We start from the raw sequence: 16,074 nt of genomic DNA on the forward strand, positions 1-16,074 counted from the left end.
CTGACCGGTCCGGTGAGGTGGTGTCGGCACGCGGGACGGCCGCAGCAAAACCACCAACTCGTCCGCATTGGTCCACCGATCGGGTAGTTCGCCCGGTGTCGGCCGTGTCCATCGTGCCGCCTTGTGCCGTTAATCACTGTGACACCCCTCTGAATGGCCTGCGGTTGGTGGCATGCGCGGCGAAGGAGTCGGCGTGGCGAGGACTGATTCGACGGGTTCGACATGGCGGTACCGGTGGGCGCGCCGGCAGAACGAGCGCCGGCTGCGGCTGTTCCGCAGCGCCGAGGGGGCCTGGCGGCGACGCGACGACGAACTGCGCCGACTGCGTACGCTCGCCGAGCAGTGCCACGGCTCCGCCGCGGCCGGCGAGGGTCTGCTGCTCGAACTGGGCCCCGACGAGATCGTGCTCCGGGTGGTGCCGGCGGCCCAACTGGTGGACGTACGGCACACCGCCGTGCTGCCCGCCCCCGAGTTGACAGTCGGCGTGGAGCACGGCCGACTGCACCGTCGCCTACCCGACGGCGTGCGGGTCACCGACGCCGGCATGGCGGTGATCACCAACCGGCGGCTCGTGCTGCTCGGTGGACGCGGTCGACGGGACTGGGCGTACGGGCGGATCACCGGCCTGGCCCACGACCCGCGGGCGCCCGTCTCCCTGATCCAGGTGCTCGACCGGCGGCGTACCTCCGGGGTGCTGGTGCCCGCCGACGCGGCGGCCGAGTTCCGGTTCCTGCTCACCCTGGCCTTCGCCGACGCCATCGAGCAGCGTGACGCGGTCATCGCCCAACTCGACGAGCTGATCGCCGAGCACACCAGGGCGCGCCCGTCCCGGCCCGGCATCGCCACGCCGGCACAGGCCCGGCTGGTGGCGCTGCTGCCCGGCGGCCGGCGGACCGCGGTCGTCGCGGCTGCCCTGGCCGTACTGGTGCCGCTGGCGTTGGCGAACTCCGGCCCGTCGGATCCGACCGGCCGGGAGACGGCGGTCGCGGCCACCCCGGCACCGGTCGCCGCCACCGTCGCACCCAAGGCACCCCGCGCCACCGGCTCCCCGAAGGCATTGCGGGTCACCGGCCCGAAGACACCCCGCGCCAGCGGCTCGCCGACGGCGGATCGGAGCAGCCCGCAGCGACGGTGCGGCGCCCCGGCCAACCCGATGGGGTACGACTTCTGCTCCGGTGAGCGGATCCGTGAGCCCGACCCGCAGGTGTGCGAGCACTTCGACTGTGTGCCGGGGTTCTGGGAGGGGCGCGGCTACCTGGTGCAGTGCGCGAACGGCAAGATCAGCCTGGCCGGTGGCAGCCCGAGGGCGTGCGGACTGCACGGCGGCGTACGCCGCACGGTGTGGCACTGACGGCCTGACGTGACGCCGGGCGTGGCCCCCGCGGCGGGTGGTTGTTGCCCGGGGCGGACCGGTTTGGTCTGATGCGCCAATGGGAGTTGCCGAGGTCAACCGCAGCATCGACGCGGTGTGGCGGATCGAGTCCGGGCGGGTGATCGCCGCCCTGGCGGGGCTGGTACGCGACGTCTCCTGGGCCGAGGAACTGGCCCAGGACGCGCTGGTCGCCGCACTGGAGCAGTGGCCGCGTGACGGCGTACCGACAAATCCGGGGGCGTGGCTGACCGCGGTGGGCAAGCGGCGGGCCATCGACGGCCTGCGCCACCGGCAGGTACGCGACCGCAAGGTCGCCGAACTCGGCCGTGACCTCGGCGAGGAGGCGTTCACCCCGGATTTCGACGCGGCCTTCGAGGACACCATCGACGACGACCTGCTCCGGTTGATCTTCACTGCCTGCCATCCGGTGCTGACCCCGCAGGCCCGCGCCGCGCTGACCCTGCGGATGGTCGGCGGCCTGAAGACCGAGGAGATCGCCCGGGCGTTCCTGGTGCCGGAGTCCACCATGGCGCAGCGGATCACCCGGGCGAAGAAGACGCTCGCCGAGGCCGGGGTGCCGTTCGAGGTGCCCGGTGCGGCCGACCGCCCGCAGCGGCTGGCCAGCGTCCTGGAGGTCACCTACCTCATCTTCAACGAGGGGTACGCGGCGACGGCCGGGCAGGACTGGATGCGCCCGGCGCTCTGCGAGGACGCGCTGCGGCTGGCCCGGATGTTGCAGACGCTGATGCCGGACGAAGCCGAGGTGCACGGGTTGGCCGCGCTGCTGGAGATCCAGGCGTCCCGGACCGCGGCGCGCACCGACGCGGCCGGGGAACCGGTCCTGCTGTTGGAGCAGGATCGGCGGCGCTGGGACCACCTGCTGATCCGCCGAGGGTTGGCGGCGCTGGAGCGGGCGCGGACCAGCAGTGACCAGGCCGGCCCGTACACCCTCCAGGCGGAGATCGCGGCGTGTCACGCGCGGGCGCGTACCGCTGAGGAGACGGACTGGGCGCGGATCGCGGCCAGCTACACCGAGCTGGCACAGGTCGCGCCGTCGCCGGTGGTGGAGCTGAACCGGGCAGTGGCGGTCTCCTTCGCCGACGGGCCGGCCGCCGGCCTGGCGGTGGCCCGTCCGCTGGCCGACGAACCGGCGTTGGCCCGCTACCACCTGCTGCCCGCGGTGCTCGGCGACCTGCTGGCCAAGCTCGGCCGCTACGACGAGGCCGCCGCCGAGTTCACCCGCGCGGCCGAACTCACCGGCAACGCCCGGGAACAGGCGCTGCTGCGCGACCGGGCCGCCGACTGCGCCGCCGGGGTGCCGCCGAGGCGCTGAGAAAACCTTCTGGAAAAATCCCGCCGCGATGTCGAATCCCGGTCGGGTCGCCCGACGCGTCAGTGACAGCCGGTCTGACCGGCCGGCCCAACAGGAGAGGAACGACATCGATGCGTTTCATGGTCATGCACAAGCTCGACGACACCAGGCCCGAGCTGTGGCAGCCCGACGAGGCCTTCATCGCCCGGATGGGCGCCTTCATGGGCGAAGCGAACCAGGCGGGTGTGCTGCTCGCCGGTGAAGGACTGCGGCCGAGCAGTGTGGACGCCGGCCGGATCACCGTCACCGGGGGCAAGTCGACGGTGACCGACGGGCCGTTCGCCGAGACCAAGGAGCTGATCGCCGGGTTCGCGCTGTTGCAGGTCCGGGACAAGGCCGAGGCGATGCACTGGGCGCAGAAGTTCACCGACATCTTCATCGCCGCCGACATCGACGTCGAGGTCGACGTCCGCCGGGTCGCCGAGTGGGAGGACCTGACTCCGTCGGCCTGACCGCCGTGGGACCGGACCGGCTCGGCCGCGCGTCGGCCGGGCCGGTCCCGCTCGTCACCGGCCGCTCGGCCCTTTGTCGACGGGTCAGCGTTGCTGGGCGAGCTGGTCGGCCAGCCGGGACAGCGCCGGTGCGGCGGCGAGCAGCCGTTCCCGATCTGCGGCGTCCAACTGGGCCAGGGCGGCGGCGAGCAGTTCGCTGCGGTGCTGGCCGTAGGCGGCCGTCCGGTCCCGCGCCGCGGCGGTCAACTCCAACCGGACGGTACGCCGGTCACCCGGGTCCCGCTCCCGGCTCAGCAGGCCCGCCGAGGTCAGCTCACCGACCAGGGTGCTCACCGTGTTCGGTGCGGTGCCGAGGCGCTCGGCGGCCTCCCGGACGCTGATGCCGGGCTGTCGCTGCACCAGACGCAGCACCTCCACCTGAGCGTCGGGCAGGGCCACCCGACCCGTCCGTTGGCTGGCCGTACGCCGCAGCACCCGGTGCAGGTCACCCAGGGCCGCGCCGAGCTCGGCGAGGGTTTCCTCCGTCACAATGCGCCCCCGTCCGGATCAAATGCCTCTGTAGGCAGAGCTATCGTAGCCGCCATGCCGCAGACCGCCACGCCCCCGACCGCGCCGGACCGAGTCGCCGTACCGACCGGCCGGGCCGCCATCGGGCTGCTGGTGCTGCTCGGCTGCCTCACCGCGATCGGGCCGCTGTCGCTGGACACCTACCTGCCGGCGCTGCCCGACATGACCCGCGACCTGTCCGCCAGCCAGGCGCGCATCCAGCTCTCCCTGACCACCTGCCTGATCGGCGTGGCCGTCGGCCAACTCGTCACCGGTCCACTCAGCGACCGCTGGGGACGGCGTCGGCCGGTGATCGTCGGGTTGGCCGCGTACACCCTGTTGTCGCTGCTCTGCACGCTCGCGCCGTCGGCGGAGACCTTCGCCGCGGCCCGCTTCTTCCAGGGTTTCGCGGGCGGCATGGGCACGGTAGTCGCCCGCGCCATCGTGCGTGACCTCTACGCCGGTCGCGCCGCCGCGAAGTACTTCTCCCGACTCACCCTGATCTTCGGCCTCGCCCCGATGATCGCCCCCGCGTTCGGCAGCCTGCTGCTCAACTTCGGCGACTGGCGGGTCATCTTCGTCGCCCTCACCGTCATCGGTGCCCTGCTCGCGACCGTCGTCACCTGGCGGCTGCCCGAGACGTTGCCCGTCGCGCGGCGCAACACCGGCGGCCTGCTCTCGATCGCCCGCATCGCCCGCGTGCTGATCACCGACCGCATCTACCTCGGCTACACGCTGACCCAGGGCCTCGCCTTCGCCGGACTGCTCGGCTACCTCTCCGGCTCCTCGTTCGTCCTGCAGGACGTCTTCGGCCTCTCCGTCGGGATGTACAGCCTCATCTTCGGCGTCAACTCCCTGGCCTTCGTCGCCGTCGGCCAACTCAACGCCCGACTGCTCGACCGGCACGGCCCCCGCCAACTGTTGATCACCGCCCTCGGCCTCGGGCTGCTCGCCGCGCTCGGCCTGATCGCCGGGGCGCTGCTGGAGGCTCTGCCCCTGGTCATCGTCACGATGTTGGTGTTCCTCGGCTCGCTCGGCATGGTGATGCCCAACGGCACCGCCCTGGCCCTGGACCGACACGGTGCCCACGCGGGGACGGCCGCCGCACTGCTCGGCGGCATCCAGGCCGTGGTCGCCGCCGGCGCCGCGCCGTTGGTCGGCATCGGCGGGGAGGGCAGCGCCCTGCCGATGGCCCTGGTGATCGCCGGTGCGGCCGCCGGATCACTGCTGGTGGTGCTCACCCTGGCCCGCCGCCGCTGACTCCGCAGGCGCTGACTCCGCCGCCGCTTACTCCGCAGGTCAGGCTCAGCCGGCTCGCGGCCCCGGCTCGTCGGCCAGGTCGGCCGACAGGCGATCCAGATAGGCGTCGACCTCGGCGATGTCGTACCCGCGCAGACTGACGGCGAGGTCGGTGCGGGCCGAGTCGATCCGCGCCCGGACCGCGGAGCGTTGCGCCGGCACGCCTGAGGCGAACGCCTCCAGGCCCTGCCCGACCAACTCGTCGATCTGACGCCTGTCGTAGCCGCGCAGCGAGGTGGTGAACGACGGCGGCTCGGACGCCGGTCGGCGGTGCTGGCGACCATCGACGAACCGGCCACCGCCGAAGCGGATCAGGGCAGCCGTGACCTCGTCGACCGACTGCCGTACGGTGCCCAGATCGAGCAGGAGCAGGCCCTTGCGACCGTCGACGGGGCTGGGCTCGGTGAGCGGACGATCGAGGACACCGGCCGCCGGCACCAGCAGCAACCACGGTGCCGGGCCGGTGGCCGCCGGCCGGCACAGGACGATCGCGTCGATCTCGTGCCAGGCGAGCGTGCGGCGCAGCCCGGTGACCCGTACGTCCAGCCCGTCGGCGTCGATCCGGAACCGGAACGGCCGGACCACGGCGGTGACCAACCGCCACCCGTTGAACGCCACAAACAACACGCCGCCGACGACGGCGAGCAGGCTCGGCTCATCGGCCAGCACCAGTACCGACAAGCCGAAGAGGAACAACACGCCAGCCAGCAGCAGCGGAGCCCGCTTCTGTCTCACATCCATCGCAGGCCCCCGATCGCCGGCCACCGCCGGCCACCAGTATCCCTGCCCAGCCTCAGCCGAGGGGGACCTGCACCGCCACGTCGTGCTTGGGGTAGTAGGACTCGACCTGGTCGGGGCCGTACTTGTCGCGGAACATGGCCACGATGTTCTCCACCTGCCGGGTGTCGGTGATGGGGGTGGCGCTGGAACTCAACGAGGTGCCGTCGACCGCCAACTGCACCATCGGGGTCTGCTGGACGTTCTTGTACCACTGGGTGTCCGAGCCGGTCACCGGCATCAGGAAGACGTTGTCGTCGTCCTGCACGAACCACACCGGGCGGGCGATCTGCCGTCCGCTCCTGCGGCCGGTCACGGTCAGCTCGACCTCTTCTACGCCCGACAGTGCCTCACCTATCGCGTTGGTCATGGTGTCCTCCGGCAGCTTGCCCTGCGACGATGCCCTCGCCCGTCAGGGTAGGCAGCGCGCGAGGTGCGCGCCGCCGGTTCGGCCCCCGGTCCCCGCAAAGGAAACGCCCGGCACCGCTGGTCGCGGTACCGGGCGTTCCTCGTCGGGTGGATCAGCTCAGCGTGCCGCCGCCGGGCTGGACCACGTTGTTCACCGTCAGCTTGTACGGCGCGTACTGGGTGACCTGCTCGGTCGGCTCGTCGTACGCGACGATCGCGACCACCTTCGGGAAGGTCAGCAGGGCCAGCGTCGGCACCACACCGAGGGTGAAGCTCGACTTGCCGTTCACCTCGTACTGGTAAGCGATCTTGTTCTTCTCGTCGAGGCCGACGAACCGGACGTTCCAGTTCGCCACCGGCGTCGGGAAGACCTCCGACGGCGAGTCGAACGGAGCCAGGCTCGACCCGTCGCTGACCAGCGTGCCACCCACGGTGATGTCGTCGATCAGCAGGCCACCCTCGTTGACCCCGCCGTCGCTGACGTACCGGAAGCTGAGCAGGATCTGCTGACCGGCGTACGCCGACAGGTCGAACGAGTGCGGCTCGAACCCGCTCGTGGTGCCGTTGAGCGCCGGGCCCAGCGGACCACTCACCGTCTTGTCACCGGCGATCGGCGTGTACGACTTGCCGCCGTCGGTGGAGACGCTGACGTAGCCGTAGTCGTAGCCGACCTCGGCGCCGTACTTCGCGAGGAACGTCAGCGTCGGGTTGGCGGCCGGTACGGTCACCGGGGTGACGGCGGCGGCGTCGGTGCTGTTGCCGTTGCCGGACCAGATCACCGAGTTGCCCGGACGATCCGGGTCGTTGCTCACCGTCGTCCAGGCCAGCGGGATCGCCGGCAGCGACTTCGCGCCCTGGAACTTGATCGAGCGCAGGTCGCCCCGACCCAGCGGCTTGCCGTTCGCCTTGCGCAACTGGACGTAGTCGGCGCCGTTGGGAGCCGCTCCCGGAGTCGCGTACGAAGCCGGGTTGTCCAGGTTGACCGTGGCGTTCAGGCTGTCCGTGGTGACCCGCCGTTTGTCGACGCCGAGCATGATGCCCAGCTTCGAGTTGCCCACGACCCGGTCGACCAGGTTCATCGTCTGGTAGTCGTGCAGCACCTTGTACATGTCCTTGACGCCCTCGTCGGCGAGCGCCGCCTTCAGGCTGGCCAACCCCTGCAGGTCACCGTCCTGGTGCAGCCGGGAGATGAAGTCCAGGCCGTAGCGGTCGTAGAGGAAGAGCATCAACGAGTACGCGTTGCCGTAGTCGGCCAGCACCCCACTGCCGCTGCTGCCCTCGTTCCACAGGTTTATCGAGTTCTCAGGGCCACCACAGTCACGTGGGTTGGTGTTGTACGGCGTCTGGACCGTACCGAAGCCCTGGAAGCAGTAGATGTGGCTGTCCGTGCCGGGCTGGTCGATCCGGGCCCGGGCGTCCACATAGCCGGCGAGCGTCTGGGCGAAGTCCGCCAGTCCCTCGTTCAGCCACACCGACTCGAAGGGGTCGGCGTGGTAGTGCGCCAGGTGCTGCCACTCGTGGACGAAGACACCCTCGTAGAGGTTCGGCCGGGCCGGCCGGGAGGTGCACACGTCGTCCGTGGGCTCGTTCGGCGGGTTCTCGCCGGTGCGGTGCGCCCAGTCGAAGGCGTCCACCGTCATGATGTTGCGGTCGAGCAGCTCGTCGAAGAGCGAGAAGTGGAACCCGGCGATGTAGCTGGCGGCGGCCGGGAAGTCGTAGAAGTTGTCGTCCCGGACGTTGTCGACGAGGGTGACCGTACGGTTGCCGGCCCCGGTGAAGTCACCGGCCAGCTCCGCGTTGGTGCCGTCGCGCTCCGGCGGGGTGCTGAACGCCGCGATCGACTTCGGGTACATGTTCGTGTCGAACTCGCTGATCAGGCGGTCGACCTGGGCATCGGTGATCACCGTCGAGTTGGGGATCTGCTGACGGCAGTCGCCCTCCGGGAACTCGGTGTCGTTGGCTACCCACACCTCGATGTTGTCGCCCACCCCACGCAGGGTGTACGGCTTCAGGTAGATGACACCCTGGTAGTCGTCCAGGGCCAGCCAGTTGCGTACGGTCCCGACCGGCGGCGTCTCGGCCGCGGCCTGCGTCCGGCGCGACTGCGCCTTCGGCTGGTACTGGGTCGGCACCTCGACCTTCTTACCGTTGAAGGTGAAGTCCTTGCGGGTCAACTCGCGGATGTCACTGACGAGCCCGCCGGTGTCCGCGGCGCTGGGCGCCACCTGCGGGCCGGGAGCGGCCGACGCGGTCGCCGGTGCGGCGACGACATAGATAAACGGTAGGACAATGGCGCTTGCTGCTATCCCCGCAAAGCGGCGACGTGCCATGGAACCTCCTCATCGATGGAAGATCCGCCCAGGTCCTGTCACAGTCGACCAGGCATTAAGTGGATCTACGCACGCTGATTGAGCATCTCCGTGACCTCAACACATGCACATCGATCAGGCAAGAGGGCCCCGCCCGGGTCCGCCGGAATCGACTACCGCAGAAAACGCCGCCGGCCCAGGAGGCCAAGGTCCTGGGCCGGCGGCGCGCCGAATGTATCGGCATTCGTGGATCAGACGAAGTTCACGTCACTGCACCACATGTACGCCTGGTCGAGGTGCGATGCCTGCCAGATGACGAAGAGAATGTGGTGTCCGGTGTAGCCGGAGGTCGAGACGTTGAACGAGATGTTCTGCGCCGGTGCGTAGCGCCCGGTCTGCGTGATGAAGTCGAGGTTTCCCCACCCGAGTTGCTGGGTAGCGGGGTTGAATCCCTGCTTGCTCACGTAGACCCGGAAGTAGTCAGCACCGTGGCTCGCCTGGTCGTGCAGTTGGACGGTGAAGTTACGGCTGATGTTCGTGGTCTTCCACGCCCCGGGACGATTCAGGCTGTTGTTGCGGGACAGGGCGTTGCTGCACAACTGGCCGTCAGGAGTACGGGCCTGGAACTGCCCGCCGAGGCCGTCGCGCAACGCGCTCATCCAGTTCCACATGGTGTCCGGGTTGGCCTGGAACGCCTGCCAACACATCGGGTCCTGCTGCTGCATCTGCGGGCTCATGTGGTTGTTGCCCCAGGTCTTCCAACACTGGTACGCACGAGAGGCCGGGTTGACGATGGTGCCGTGGGCCTGGGCCGTACCGGCCCAGGGCAGCATCCCCACCACCAAGGCGAGCAGCAGGACGAGCGCTCGTGCGGGCCGGCGGGCAGCGGACCGGGATCGCTGGCCGGACTGTTCGGATTCGAGTGATCGCACTTGCATCCTCCGTTCTAGACATCCATGGACGTCGATGGGAGCGCTTCCGCTGAGTCTGCCACTCATAGCCCGATATGGCAACGATCGTCTATTGATGTTGGGCTGGCGAGGATTTGATCCGGCTAGTCGCCACGGTGCTGATCTGCCCTCATCTGCATGGGAAGCGTGAAGGTTGGGACGTATGCCACCTCCGACGCCATCGCTGGTGTCGGGTTCACGACGGTAGCCCGTATTGGCTCGCGGGAATGACCACCAGGCGGTCGATGACGGCGCGCTTGGACGCGGATCTTCCCGCGGGTAGGCCCCTGACCTGGCGTTGGCAGCTCCTTGCCCTCAAGCAATATCAACTCCCAAGCTTATTGACAACGCAACGAGGTTGGGTGGGATGGGCTGAACGGGGGACTCAGGAGGGTCCCGCTGGTAGAGCTCCTGCCGGTAGTGTCCGCCCAACGCCTTGTGGGGAGGTGAGAGTCAATGCGCTCTGGGCTGAAGCCGGAAGGACCGCTCCGTCAGATGGAACAACCAGCGGCGCGTGTCCTGCTACCCGTTGTTGGCGATGCGACTGATGCCGCAGTGGCGAGGGTCGAGGATACGCGCAAGGTTCGCACCACATCGATGATGCGGGCTACGGCTTGCTCTGCGGGCTCGTGCTCCCAGATTCGAAGCACGATCCAGCCCGTGGCCGCGAGCTGCCGGTTGGTTTCGCGGTCCCGCTCGCGGTTCCTGAGGATTTTGGCTTCCCACCACGCCGCATTGGCCTTTGGCCAGGTCGCATGCAGGGGACAGCCGTGCCAGAAGCAGCCATCGACGAACACCGCCAACTTGATACGGGTGAAGGCGATGTCGATGGTCCGTCGACGGCGGCCAGCGATTGGCAGCGATACCCGATACCTCAGTCCTGCGCGGTGCAGGGCACGGCGGATCGCCAGCTCTGGCTCCGTGTCCTTGCGACGCTGCCGTTGCATGCGGCTACTGACGCTAGTCGAACTGGCTGGGGGACGGTCGGGCACGCCCTCACGATAGAGGCGGCCACGAGGCAGCGATCGCCGGCCCCAACCGCTTCGCGCCTCCCCCTGGCTTCCGTCGAGATCTGGAAAGGTGGTAGACCTTGAGCCTGTACGCCGTCTTCGCGGACTGGGCCAGGCGATATGGTGTTGAGGCGGCCGTCCTGAGCTTCTCCGAATCCCTGCCAGGGGACGTCGTTGAGAAGTTCAGAGGTCAGTTCGAGGCGGACAAAGCGAAGGTGCAGGCGGGCGGACCGCCGATCATCACGGCCGGATCCGACGACTGGTACAGCGGCCCGGGTGACTCCGACCGCTATTGGCAGGCGCTGAAGGCACGGTTCGAGGCGGAGGGATGGCCGTCCGTCCGGATTGATTCCGTAGATCACTCGTCTAGCACTGTCGTTGCTCACACGCCGCGTCCCGACCGTCAGAAGTGGGACGCCAAGGGTCTAGTGGTCGGCTATGTGCAGAGTGGCAAGACGACAAACTTCACGGCCGTCGTGGCGAAACTGGCTGACGTGCAGTATCGGCTGGTCATCGTCCTCTCCGGCATTCATAACGGGCTGCGTCGACAGACACAGGTGCGCCTCGATCAATACCTGAAGGAGCTCAATCCCGATCGCTGGGTGACCCTGACGGAAGAGACACGAGACTTCGTGAAACCCTCCCATGACGCGTCAGCCGCTCTGAGCGCCGAGAAGACTGTCTTGGCGGTGGTTAAGAAGAATGCCGCTGTCCTGGGCAAGCTCATCAAGTGGTTGGACACCTCGAACGGGAGAAAGGCCCTCGAGTCTGCGGCGGTGTTGATCATTGATGACGAGGCCGATCAGGCCTCGGTGGCCACAGGGCGCATCAATCCGCTGATTCGTAGACTGCTGCGCCTCATGCCACGATGCACGTACGTCGGCTACACGGCGACACCTTTTGCGAACGTTTTTGTCGATCCTTCCCAGGATGATCTTTATCCCAAGTCCTTCATTCTCAACCTGCCGCGCCCGGAGGGATACTTCGGCCCAGAGAAGATCTTCGGGCGGAATGCTGTCGAAGGTGAGAGCGTCGACGAGCAAGGGCCGCCGGACGGCTACGACATGGTCCGTCTGGTAGACGAGGGCGACGTTCCTCTATTGCGCCCCGGGAGTAGGGAGCCGGCAGAAGGCTTCACCCCAACGATGATTGATGAGTTGGTTACCGCCGTTCGTTGGTTCTGGCTCGCCACAGCTGCACGCCGGGCCCGCGGTGATACGGGCCATAGCACCATGCTCATCCACACATCGGTCAAGATCGCAGTGCATGAGAGTTACCGAGCGCCCCTCGAGGCTCTCAGGCTGAAGTCCGTGGCTGATCTTGCGTCCGGTCGTCCAGGAGTCGCTGACGAGTGGCGGAACCTGTGGGAGAAGGAGTCGGCACGGGTTCCGGCCGAGGATTTCGGGCGGATACAGAACTTGTTCGACGACCTATTGCCGCACCTCGGCGACGTCGTTTCCTCGACCAGGGTTGTTCTTGACAACTATCGGAGTCAGGACCGGCTCGACTACTCCGATCCGTCCGTGGTGGCGATCGCTGTGGGCGGCAATACGCTTTCTCGGGGGTTGACCTTGGAGGGGCTTGTCGTCAGCTTCTTCGTGCGGGGCGCCACGGCGTACGACACTCTGCTTCAAATGGGTCGCTGGTTCGGTTATCGTATAGGTTTCGAGGATCTGCCCCGAATCTGGATGACGCCCAGTCTCAATGCAGCATTCCGGCATTTGGCAACAGTCGAGCACGAAATGCGAGACGACATCGACCGCTATCAGCGGGAAAATCTCACGCCAACCCAGGTGGCGGTGCGAATTCGCACCCATCCGGCGCTTCGAATAACAGCCAAGATGGGTGCCGCTCAGCCCGCCTTCATCTCGTATGCCGGACGCAGGCTCCAAACAAGGTACTTCCGTCATAGGGACACTGGCTGGCTCGAGAGTAACCGTAATGCTGCGGAAAGTTTCCTTCAAGATGCGGTCCGCCATGGAAATGTGGACGAAGACGTCGACGGGGCCCGGCTCATCCGAGATGTCCCGGTGTCGCTTGTTAAGGCCTTCCTCAAGCGTTACGGGGTGCACGAGGACTCGCCGGATTTGGACACGACTCTCATGGTCAGGTACATCGACCAACAGCTTACGAGTGACCCACCGAGTCTTGCCACATGGTCCGTCGCCGTCGTAATCGGTGAGGGCTCGGCAGAGAAACTGGGCGGCCTTGACATCAAATATTCGATCCGGTCCCGCTTGAACGACGGTCAGAGTGAGCGTGCCGACATCAAGACGCTGATGAGCAAGCAAGACCGAGCGCTCGACCTCGGTCTGACGCTTGCCGAGGCGCGGGCGCAGAGCGAGAGCGAGCTGGTTCAGCTGCGTAACAACCACCCGGTCTGCCGAGACCGTGGTCTTGTCGTCCTGTACTTAATCGATCCAATTAGCGAACCGGCAAAACAAACGAAAACTGAGGAGCAGGCTCATTCGTTGCGTATCCCGCTTCAGGCGTTGCAACCCGTGGTCGGAATGGGCATCACCTTCCCTGGAGACGTCCGGACGAAGAGCGTTCAGGCCACCCATGTCGCTGTGGACCTCACGGATGTCGAGAGTGAAAACGTCGATGAGGCGCTTGACGTGGATACCGAGGGGATGGCGTGAGGGAGTCCGAGCCGACCATGCTGGAGCGTGCGTGGGCGGTGCTGGTGCCGCCACGCGGCAAAGGGCTGACCTCCTTTCCTCTCGAGGTCCTGTCCGGAGAGGAGCCGTGCCGCGTTGCGCTCGATGCCGCTGGCGCCAGGCACCTTCTCGTGCCGGCGGGCCATCAAACCGAATCTGTCGACCCCAAGCCGGCGGTGCTCGGGCTGGCGATCCGCCAGCTCAGCTTCGGACGTGGCGCGATTACCTACGTCGACGTCTCATGCGCTGAGCCCGACCTGTTCCCTGAGTTCGACGGGGTTGTGACCGATGTCCTGGAGGCGGTATCGGATGCCCCGCGACCGGCATCGGCTGCCGTCGAAGCTGTTCTGCGTTGGCGCAGGCTCTTCCGGAGCTCACTCCTCCGAGGTATGTCCCGCCAGGCCAAGATCGGGCTGTTCGCCGAGCTGGTGATGCTCTCAGCCTTCGTCGAAGCAGACCGCGGGTTCCCAGTTCAGGCATGGCGGGGACCATTCAACGACCCACACGATTTCGAGGCGATCACTCGGTGTGTTGAGGTCAAGGCCCTGGGCGCCGCGGGTGACGGCATCATTGTCCACGGACTGGAGCAGCTGGACACACATGACGACCGCCCTCTGGATCTTGTTCTCATGAGAGTGCTGGAAGATCCTGATGGGTGCAGCGTGAGCGACCTCGTACACCGGCTACGCGGTGTTGTCGCGTCGCGATCCGACCTCCGGGCTCGTCTCTCTGCGGTGGGCTGGTCCGAACAGCCCGATCGACCCGACCTCGACATGTTCGTCGTCGACGAGGTGCTCCGGGTGGCCGTGGATGGAGAAACGCCTCGCATCGTACCGGCATCCCTCGCCCTGGGTGGGCTCCCAGATGGCATCGACAACCTGAGTTACCGGGTGGAACTCGGTGCGCTGCTTCCGCTCGCCGTCGGTGCCTCGCTCTCCGAGATCGCCGAGGAGTCGGTTCGATGAAGGCCCAATGGTGGTCGCAGCCATTTGCGCCGGAAGGGTCGGCCGCTGCAGAAGGCATCGTCAAGCAGTTGGGGAGACCGTCGCTCGATCCGCTCACCGTTCTAGTGCGAGAGGCGGCGCAGAACAGCTGGGACGCGCGCCTGCCGGATGGCGTAGTGGAATTCGGGGTTGACCTCCGCGTGCTGGGCGAAAAGGTAGGGGCCTGGCGGAACCTACTGCTGCCGGGACCACTCACGGAGTCGAACCTCAACCTTGACGAAGCTCTGAGGCCCGAAACCGTCGTGCTGGTGATCTCGGACCGAAACACGGTAGGCCTAGGCGGCCCTCTCCGTGCCGGGGAACGGGCGAGCGACGACGAGACACCGGACTTCGTGCAGTTTCTCCGGAACGTCGGGGAACCGAGCGACCACCAGTTCGGGGGTGGCACGTACGGTTTCGGCAAGGGGATCTTCTACCGACTCAGTCGAGTCGGGACTATTCTGGTGGACACAAATACGGCAGCAGGCGGCCCGGCTGGACGCCGGGTGATGGGCGCTGCTCTCGGCCACAGCTGGTACCACAAAGACCGACGTTTCACTGGCCGACACTGGTGGGGGCAGGTGGCGGCTGACGATGTACCAGATCCGCTCTTGACGGGAGAGGCCGACGCGGTGGCGGAGGCCCTGGGCCTACCGGGCTTCGCCGACGGCCGCACAGGGACCGACATCGTGGTTCTCGCAGCCGGGTTGGGGGCCGCTGGGTCGGAGCCGGACTCCCGCGAGAGGACGCCGGCCGAGGCCGCGACATTCATTACTTCGTCGATCCTGTGGAACTTGTGGCCGAAGATGATTCCGGACGAGCGTGGCCGCCAGATGCGCTTCGTGGTGGGAGTCGACGGCTCGTCGGTCGCGGTCCCGGCACCCGACACCGTCGACGACCTGGCACCCTTCGTCGAGGCGTTGCGCGATGTTCGCGCCGGTAGGGGAACTGGCTACTCGCGGACCGTCCCACCGAAGTACGCGGGCTCCTTTGCAATGGCAGTCGGGGCGGCCGCCGACAGCAGTCGTCGGCTGTCGGTCACAGCGGCACGGCCGTTCGAGGGACCCTCTCACCACGTCGCCCGGATGCGTATCGCTGAACTTGTGGTGGACTACATGCCGGGACCGGTGCACCCTGACGCGCGCCTTTCCTACGGCGCGGTGTTCAAGGCTTCCGAGGAGGCGGATGCGCTGTTCGCGCACGCCGAGCCGCCCACGCACGACGACTGGATCTCCAAAGGGCTGAGTGGTTCTGCTCGAGGCGTCGTGTTGGGGGCGCGCACGTTCGTGCAGAAGCAGCTGGACGAGAAACTCGGCCTCGGACCTCAGGCCGGCGGCTCGGGTGGCCTGGGTGAGCTCTCGGCACTGCTCGCAAGCATCGTGCCTGCTCGCCTCGATTTCGGCCACGAAAGCGAAGAATCCGACCGCGGAGGTAGCTCCAGCAGTGGCGAGGGCACGGGTCGTAGCGGAGGTTCGTTCGGCGGGGTGCCGTCTCGACCTGGGGGAAAAGCGCGCCTTACTGGTACCCCGTCTCTGCGAATCCATCAAGGAAACCCCTACCTCGTCGCACCGGTCAGGGTTCCTGCTGATTCGAGGGTGAGGGTGGTGTCGGCGGATGTAGAGGTGGTAGTAGAGGGCGGCGGTCGCGAGAGCGAGCCGCCTCTGGGTGCCGTCGTGCCGCAGGTCATGCAATGGCAGTCCGCCAACGGAGATGTCGTCGTACAGGGAAGGAGCATCCAGGTGCCGCCGGGTGAGGACTCGGACTGGTATGTGTATGCCACCTACCTCCCGGACGCCGTGGTGCGTTTTCGCGTGAGTCAGGTGGTCCACAGTGCCGGCTGAAGTACGCCCCTATCTTGTACCCCAGGCCAACACGGTGGTCTGGCAACCATGGTTGTTACTCGATGGGCATGAGTGGCGTCCCCTCCCGCACGAAC

The 16,074-nt window shown here is 67.3% G+C and carries 13 protein-coding genes; 7 read left to right on the plus strand and 6 right to left on the minus strand.

Annotated features, from left to right (window positions below; genetic code table 11):
• Nucleotides 1-193 precede the first annotated feature (193 nt).
• The 3 genes from Vgi01_RS17795 (at nucleotide 194) to Vgi01_RS17805 (ending at nucleotide 3,196) form a co-directional block, all read left to right on the plus strand.
• Nucleotides 194-1,351, plus strand: a complete 1,158-nt coding sequence (locus Vgi01_RS17795) for a hypothetical protein (RefSeq protein WP_204291760.1) — start codon at nucleotides 194-196, stop codon at nucleotides 1,349-1,351.
• Nucleotides 1,352-1,430: 79 nt separating this feature from the next.
• Nucleotides 1,431-2,705, plus strand: coding sequence for an RNA polymerase sigma factor (locus tag Vgi01_RS17800; protein ID WP_204291761.1), 1,275 nt, complete (start codon nucleotides 1,431-1,433; stop codon nucleotides 2,703-2,705).
• A gap of 110 nt (nucleotides 2,706-2,815) precedes the next feature.
• Nucleotides 2,816-3,196: a YciI family protein gene (locus Vgi01_RS17805; protein ID WP_102657823.1), complete on the plus strand. Its 381-nt coding sequence runs from the start codon at nucleotides 2,816-2,818 to the stop codon at nucleotides 3,194-3,196.
• An 84-nt stretch (nucleotides 3,197-3,280) separates the two neighbouring features.
• Here the strand turns inward: Vgi01_RS17805 and Vgi01_RS17810 are convergent, their stop codons facing one another.
• Nucleotides 3,281-3,724 carry a MarR family winged helix-turn-helix transcriptional regulator gene (locus Vgi01_RS17810; protein ID WP_204291762.1) on the minus strand — a complete coding sequence of 148 codons (444 nt, stop codon included), beginning with the start codon at nucleotides 3,722-3,724 and terminating at the stop codon, nucleotides 3,281-3,283.
• A gap of 54 nt (nucleotides 3,725-3,778) precedes the next feature.
• Between Vgi01_RS17810 and Vgi01_RS17815 the strand changes: the two genes are divergently transcribed.
• Complete coding sequence (locus Vgi01_RS17815; protein WP_204291763.1) at nucleotides 3,779-5,002, plus strand: multidrug effflux MFS transporter; 1,224 nt, start codon at nucleotides 3,779-3,781, stop codon at nucleotides 5,000-5,002.
• Between the two features lie 45 nt (nucleotides 5,003-5,047).
• On the opposite strand, the gene Vgi01_RS17820 is transcribed toward Vgi01_RS17815, so the two are convergent.
• From Vgi01_RS17820 to Vgi01_RS17840, 5 genes are all read right to left on the minus strand, one after another.
• Nucleotides 5,048-5,782 carry a DivIVA domain-containing protein gene (locus tag Vgi01_RS17820; RefSeq protein ID WP_204291764.1) on the minus strand — a complete coding sequence of 245 codons (735 nt, stop codon included), beginning with the start codon at nucleotides 5,780-5,782 and terminating at the stop codon, nucleotides 5,048-5,050.
• Nucleotides 5,783-5,834: 52 nt separating this feature from the next.
• Nucleotides 5,835-6,188: a nitroreductase/quinone reductase family protein gene (locus tag Vgi01_RS17825; protein ID WP_204291765.1), complete on the minus strand. Its 354-nt coding sequence runs from the start codon at nucleotides 6,186-6,188 to the stop codon at nucleotides 5,835-5,837.
• 151 nt (nucleotides 6,189-6,339) lie between these two features.
• A complete protein-coding gene (locus Vgi01_RS17830; RefSeq protein WP_239089030.1) occupies nucleotides 6,340-8,556 on the minus strand; it encodes a choice-of-anchor J domain-containing protein in 2,217 nt (738 codons plus the stop codon).
• Between the two features lie 230 nt (nucleotides 8,557-8,786).
• Complete coding sequence (locus Vgi01_RS17835; protein WP_013731785.1) at nucleotides 8,787-9,467, minus strand: lytic polysaccharide monooxygenase auxiliary activity family 9 protein; 681 nt, start codon at nucleotides 9,465-9,467, stop codon at nucleotides 8,787-8,789.
• Nucleotides 9,468-9,976: 509 nt separating this feature from the next.
• Nucleotides 9,977-10,432 (minus strand): very short patch repair endonuclease, encoded by a 456-nt coding sequence (locus Vgi01_RS17840; RefSeq protein WP_204291766.1) that lies wholly within the window; start codon nucleotides 10,430-10,432, stop codon nucleotides 9,977-9,979.
• Between the two features lie 143 nt (nucleotides 10,433-10,575).
• Here Vgi01_RS17840 and Vgi01_RS17845 point away from each other — a divergent pair, with 143 nt between their 5' ends.
• From Vgi01_RS17845 to Vgi01_RS17855, 3 genes are read left to right on the plus strand one after another with little or no spacing between them, the layout of a single operon-like run.
• Nucleotides 10,576-13,137: a Z1 domain-containing protein gene (locus tag Vgi01_RS17845; protein WP_204291767.1), complete on the plus strand. Its 2,562-nt coding sequence runs from the start codon at nucleotides 10,576-10,578 to the stop codon at nucleotides 13,135-13,137.
• Entirely contained in the window at nucleotides 13,134-14,120 is a 987-nt protein-coding gene (locus tag Vgi01_RS17850) for a PD-(D/E)XK motif protein (protein ID WP_204291768.1), read from the plus strand. Before Vgi01_RS17845 ends, Vgi01_RS17850 begins: the two co-directional genes overlap by 4 nt.
• Entirely contained in the window at nucleotides 14,117-15,979 is a 1,863-nt protein-coding gene (locus tag Vgi01_RS17855) for a hypothetical protein (protein ID WP_204291769.1), read from the plus strand. Before Vgi01_RS17850 ends, Vgi01_RS17855 begins: the two co-directional genes overlap by 4 nt.
• Nucleotides 15,980-16,074: the final 95 nt, after the last annotated feature.

Source organism: Micromonospora gifhornensis (assembly GCF_016863515.1).
Taxonomy (GTDB): domain Bacteria; phylum Actinomycetota; class Actinomycetes; order Mycobacteriales; family Micromonosporaceae; genus Micromonospora; species Micromonospora gifhornensis.

Bases quoted from the DNA above. Each gene is read 5' to 3' on its own strand.
- Vgi01_RS17800 (WP_204291761.1), top strand. From the start codon at position 1,431: ATGGGAGTTGCCGAGGTCAACCGCAGCATCGACGCGGTGTGGCGGATC.
- Vgi01_RS17805 (WP_102657823.1), top strand. From the start codon at position 2,816: ATGCGTTTCATGGTCATGCACAAGCTCGACGACACCAGGCCCGAGCTG.
- Vgi01_RS17815 (WP_204291763.1), top strand. From the start codon at position 3,779: ATGCCGCAGACCGCCACGCCCCCGACCGCGCCGGACCGAGTCGCCGTA.
- Vgi01_RS17820 (WP_204291764.1), bottom strand. From the start codon at position 5,782: ATGGATGTGAGACAGAAGCGGGCTCCGCTGCTGCTGGCTGGCGTGTTG.
- Vgi01_RS17825 (WP_204291765.1), bottom strand. From the start codon at position 6,188: ATGACCAACGCGATAGGTGAGGCACTGTCGGGCGTAGAAGAGGTCGAG.
- Vgi01_RS17830 (WP_239089030.1), bottom strand. From the start codon at position 8,556: ATGGCACGTCGCCGCTTTGCGGGGATAGCAGCAAGCGCCATTGTCCTA.
- Vgi01_RS17840 (WP_204291766.1), bottom strand. From the start codon at position 10,432: ATGCAACGGCAGCGTCGCAAGGACACGGAGCCAGAGCTGGCGATCCGC.
- Vgi01_RS17855 (WP_204291769.1), top strand. From the start codon at position 14,117: ATGAAGGCCCAATGGTGGTCGCAGCCATTTGCGCCGGAAGGGTCGGCC.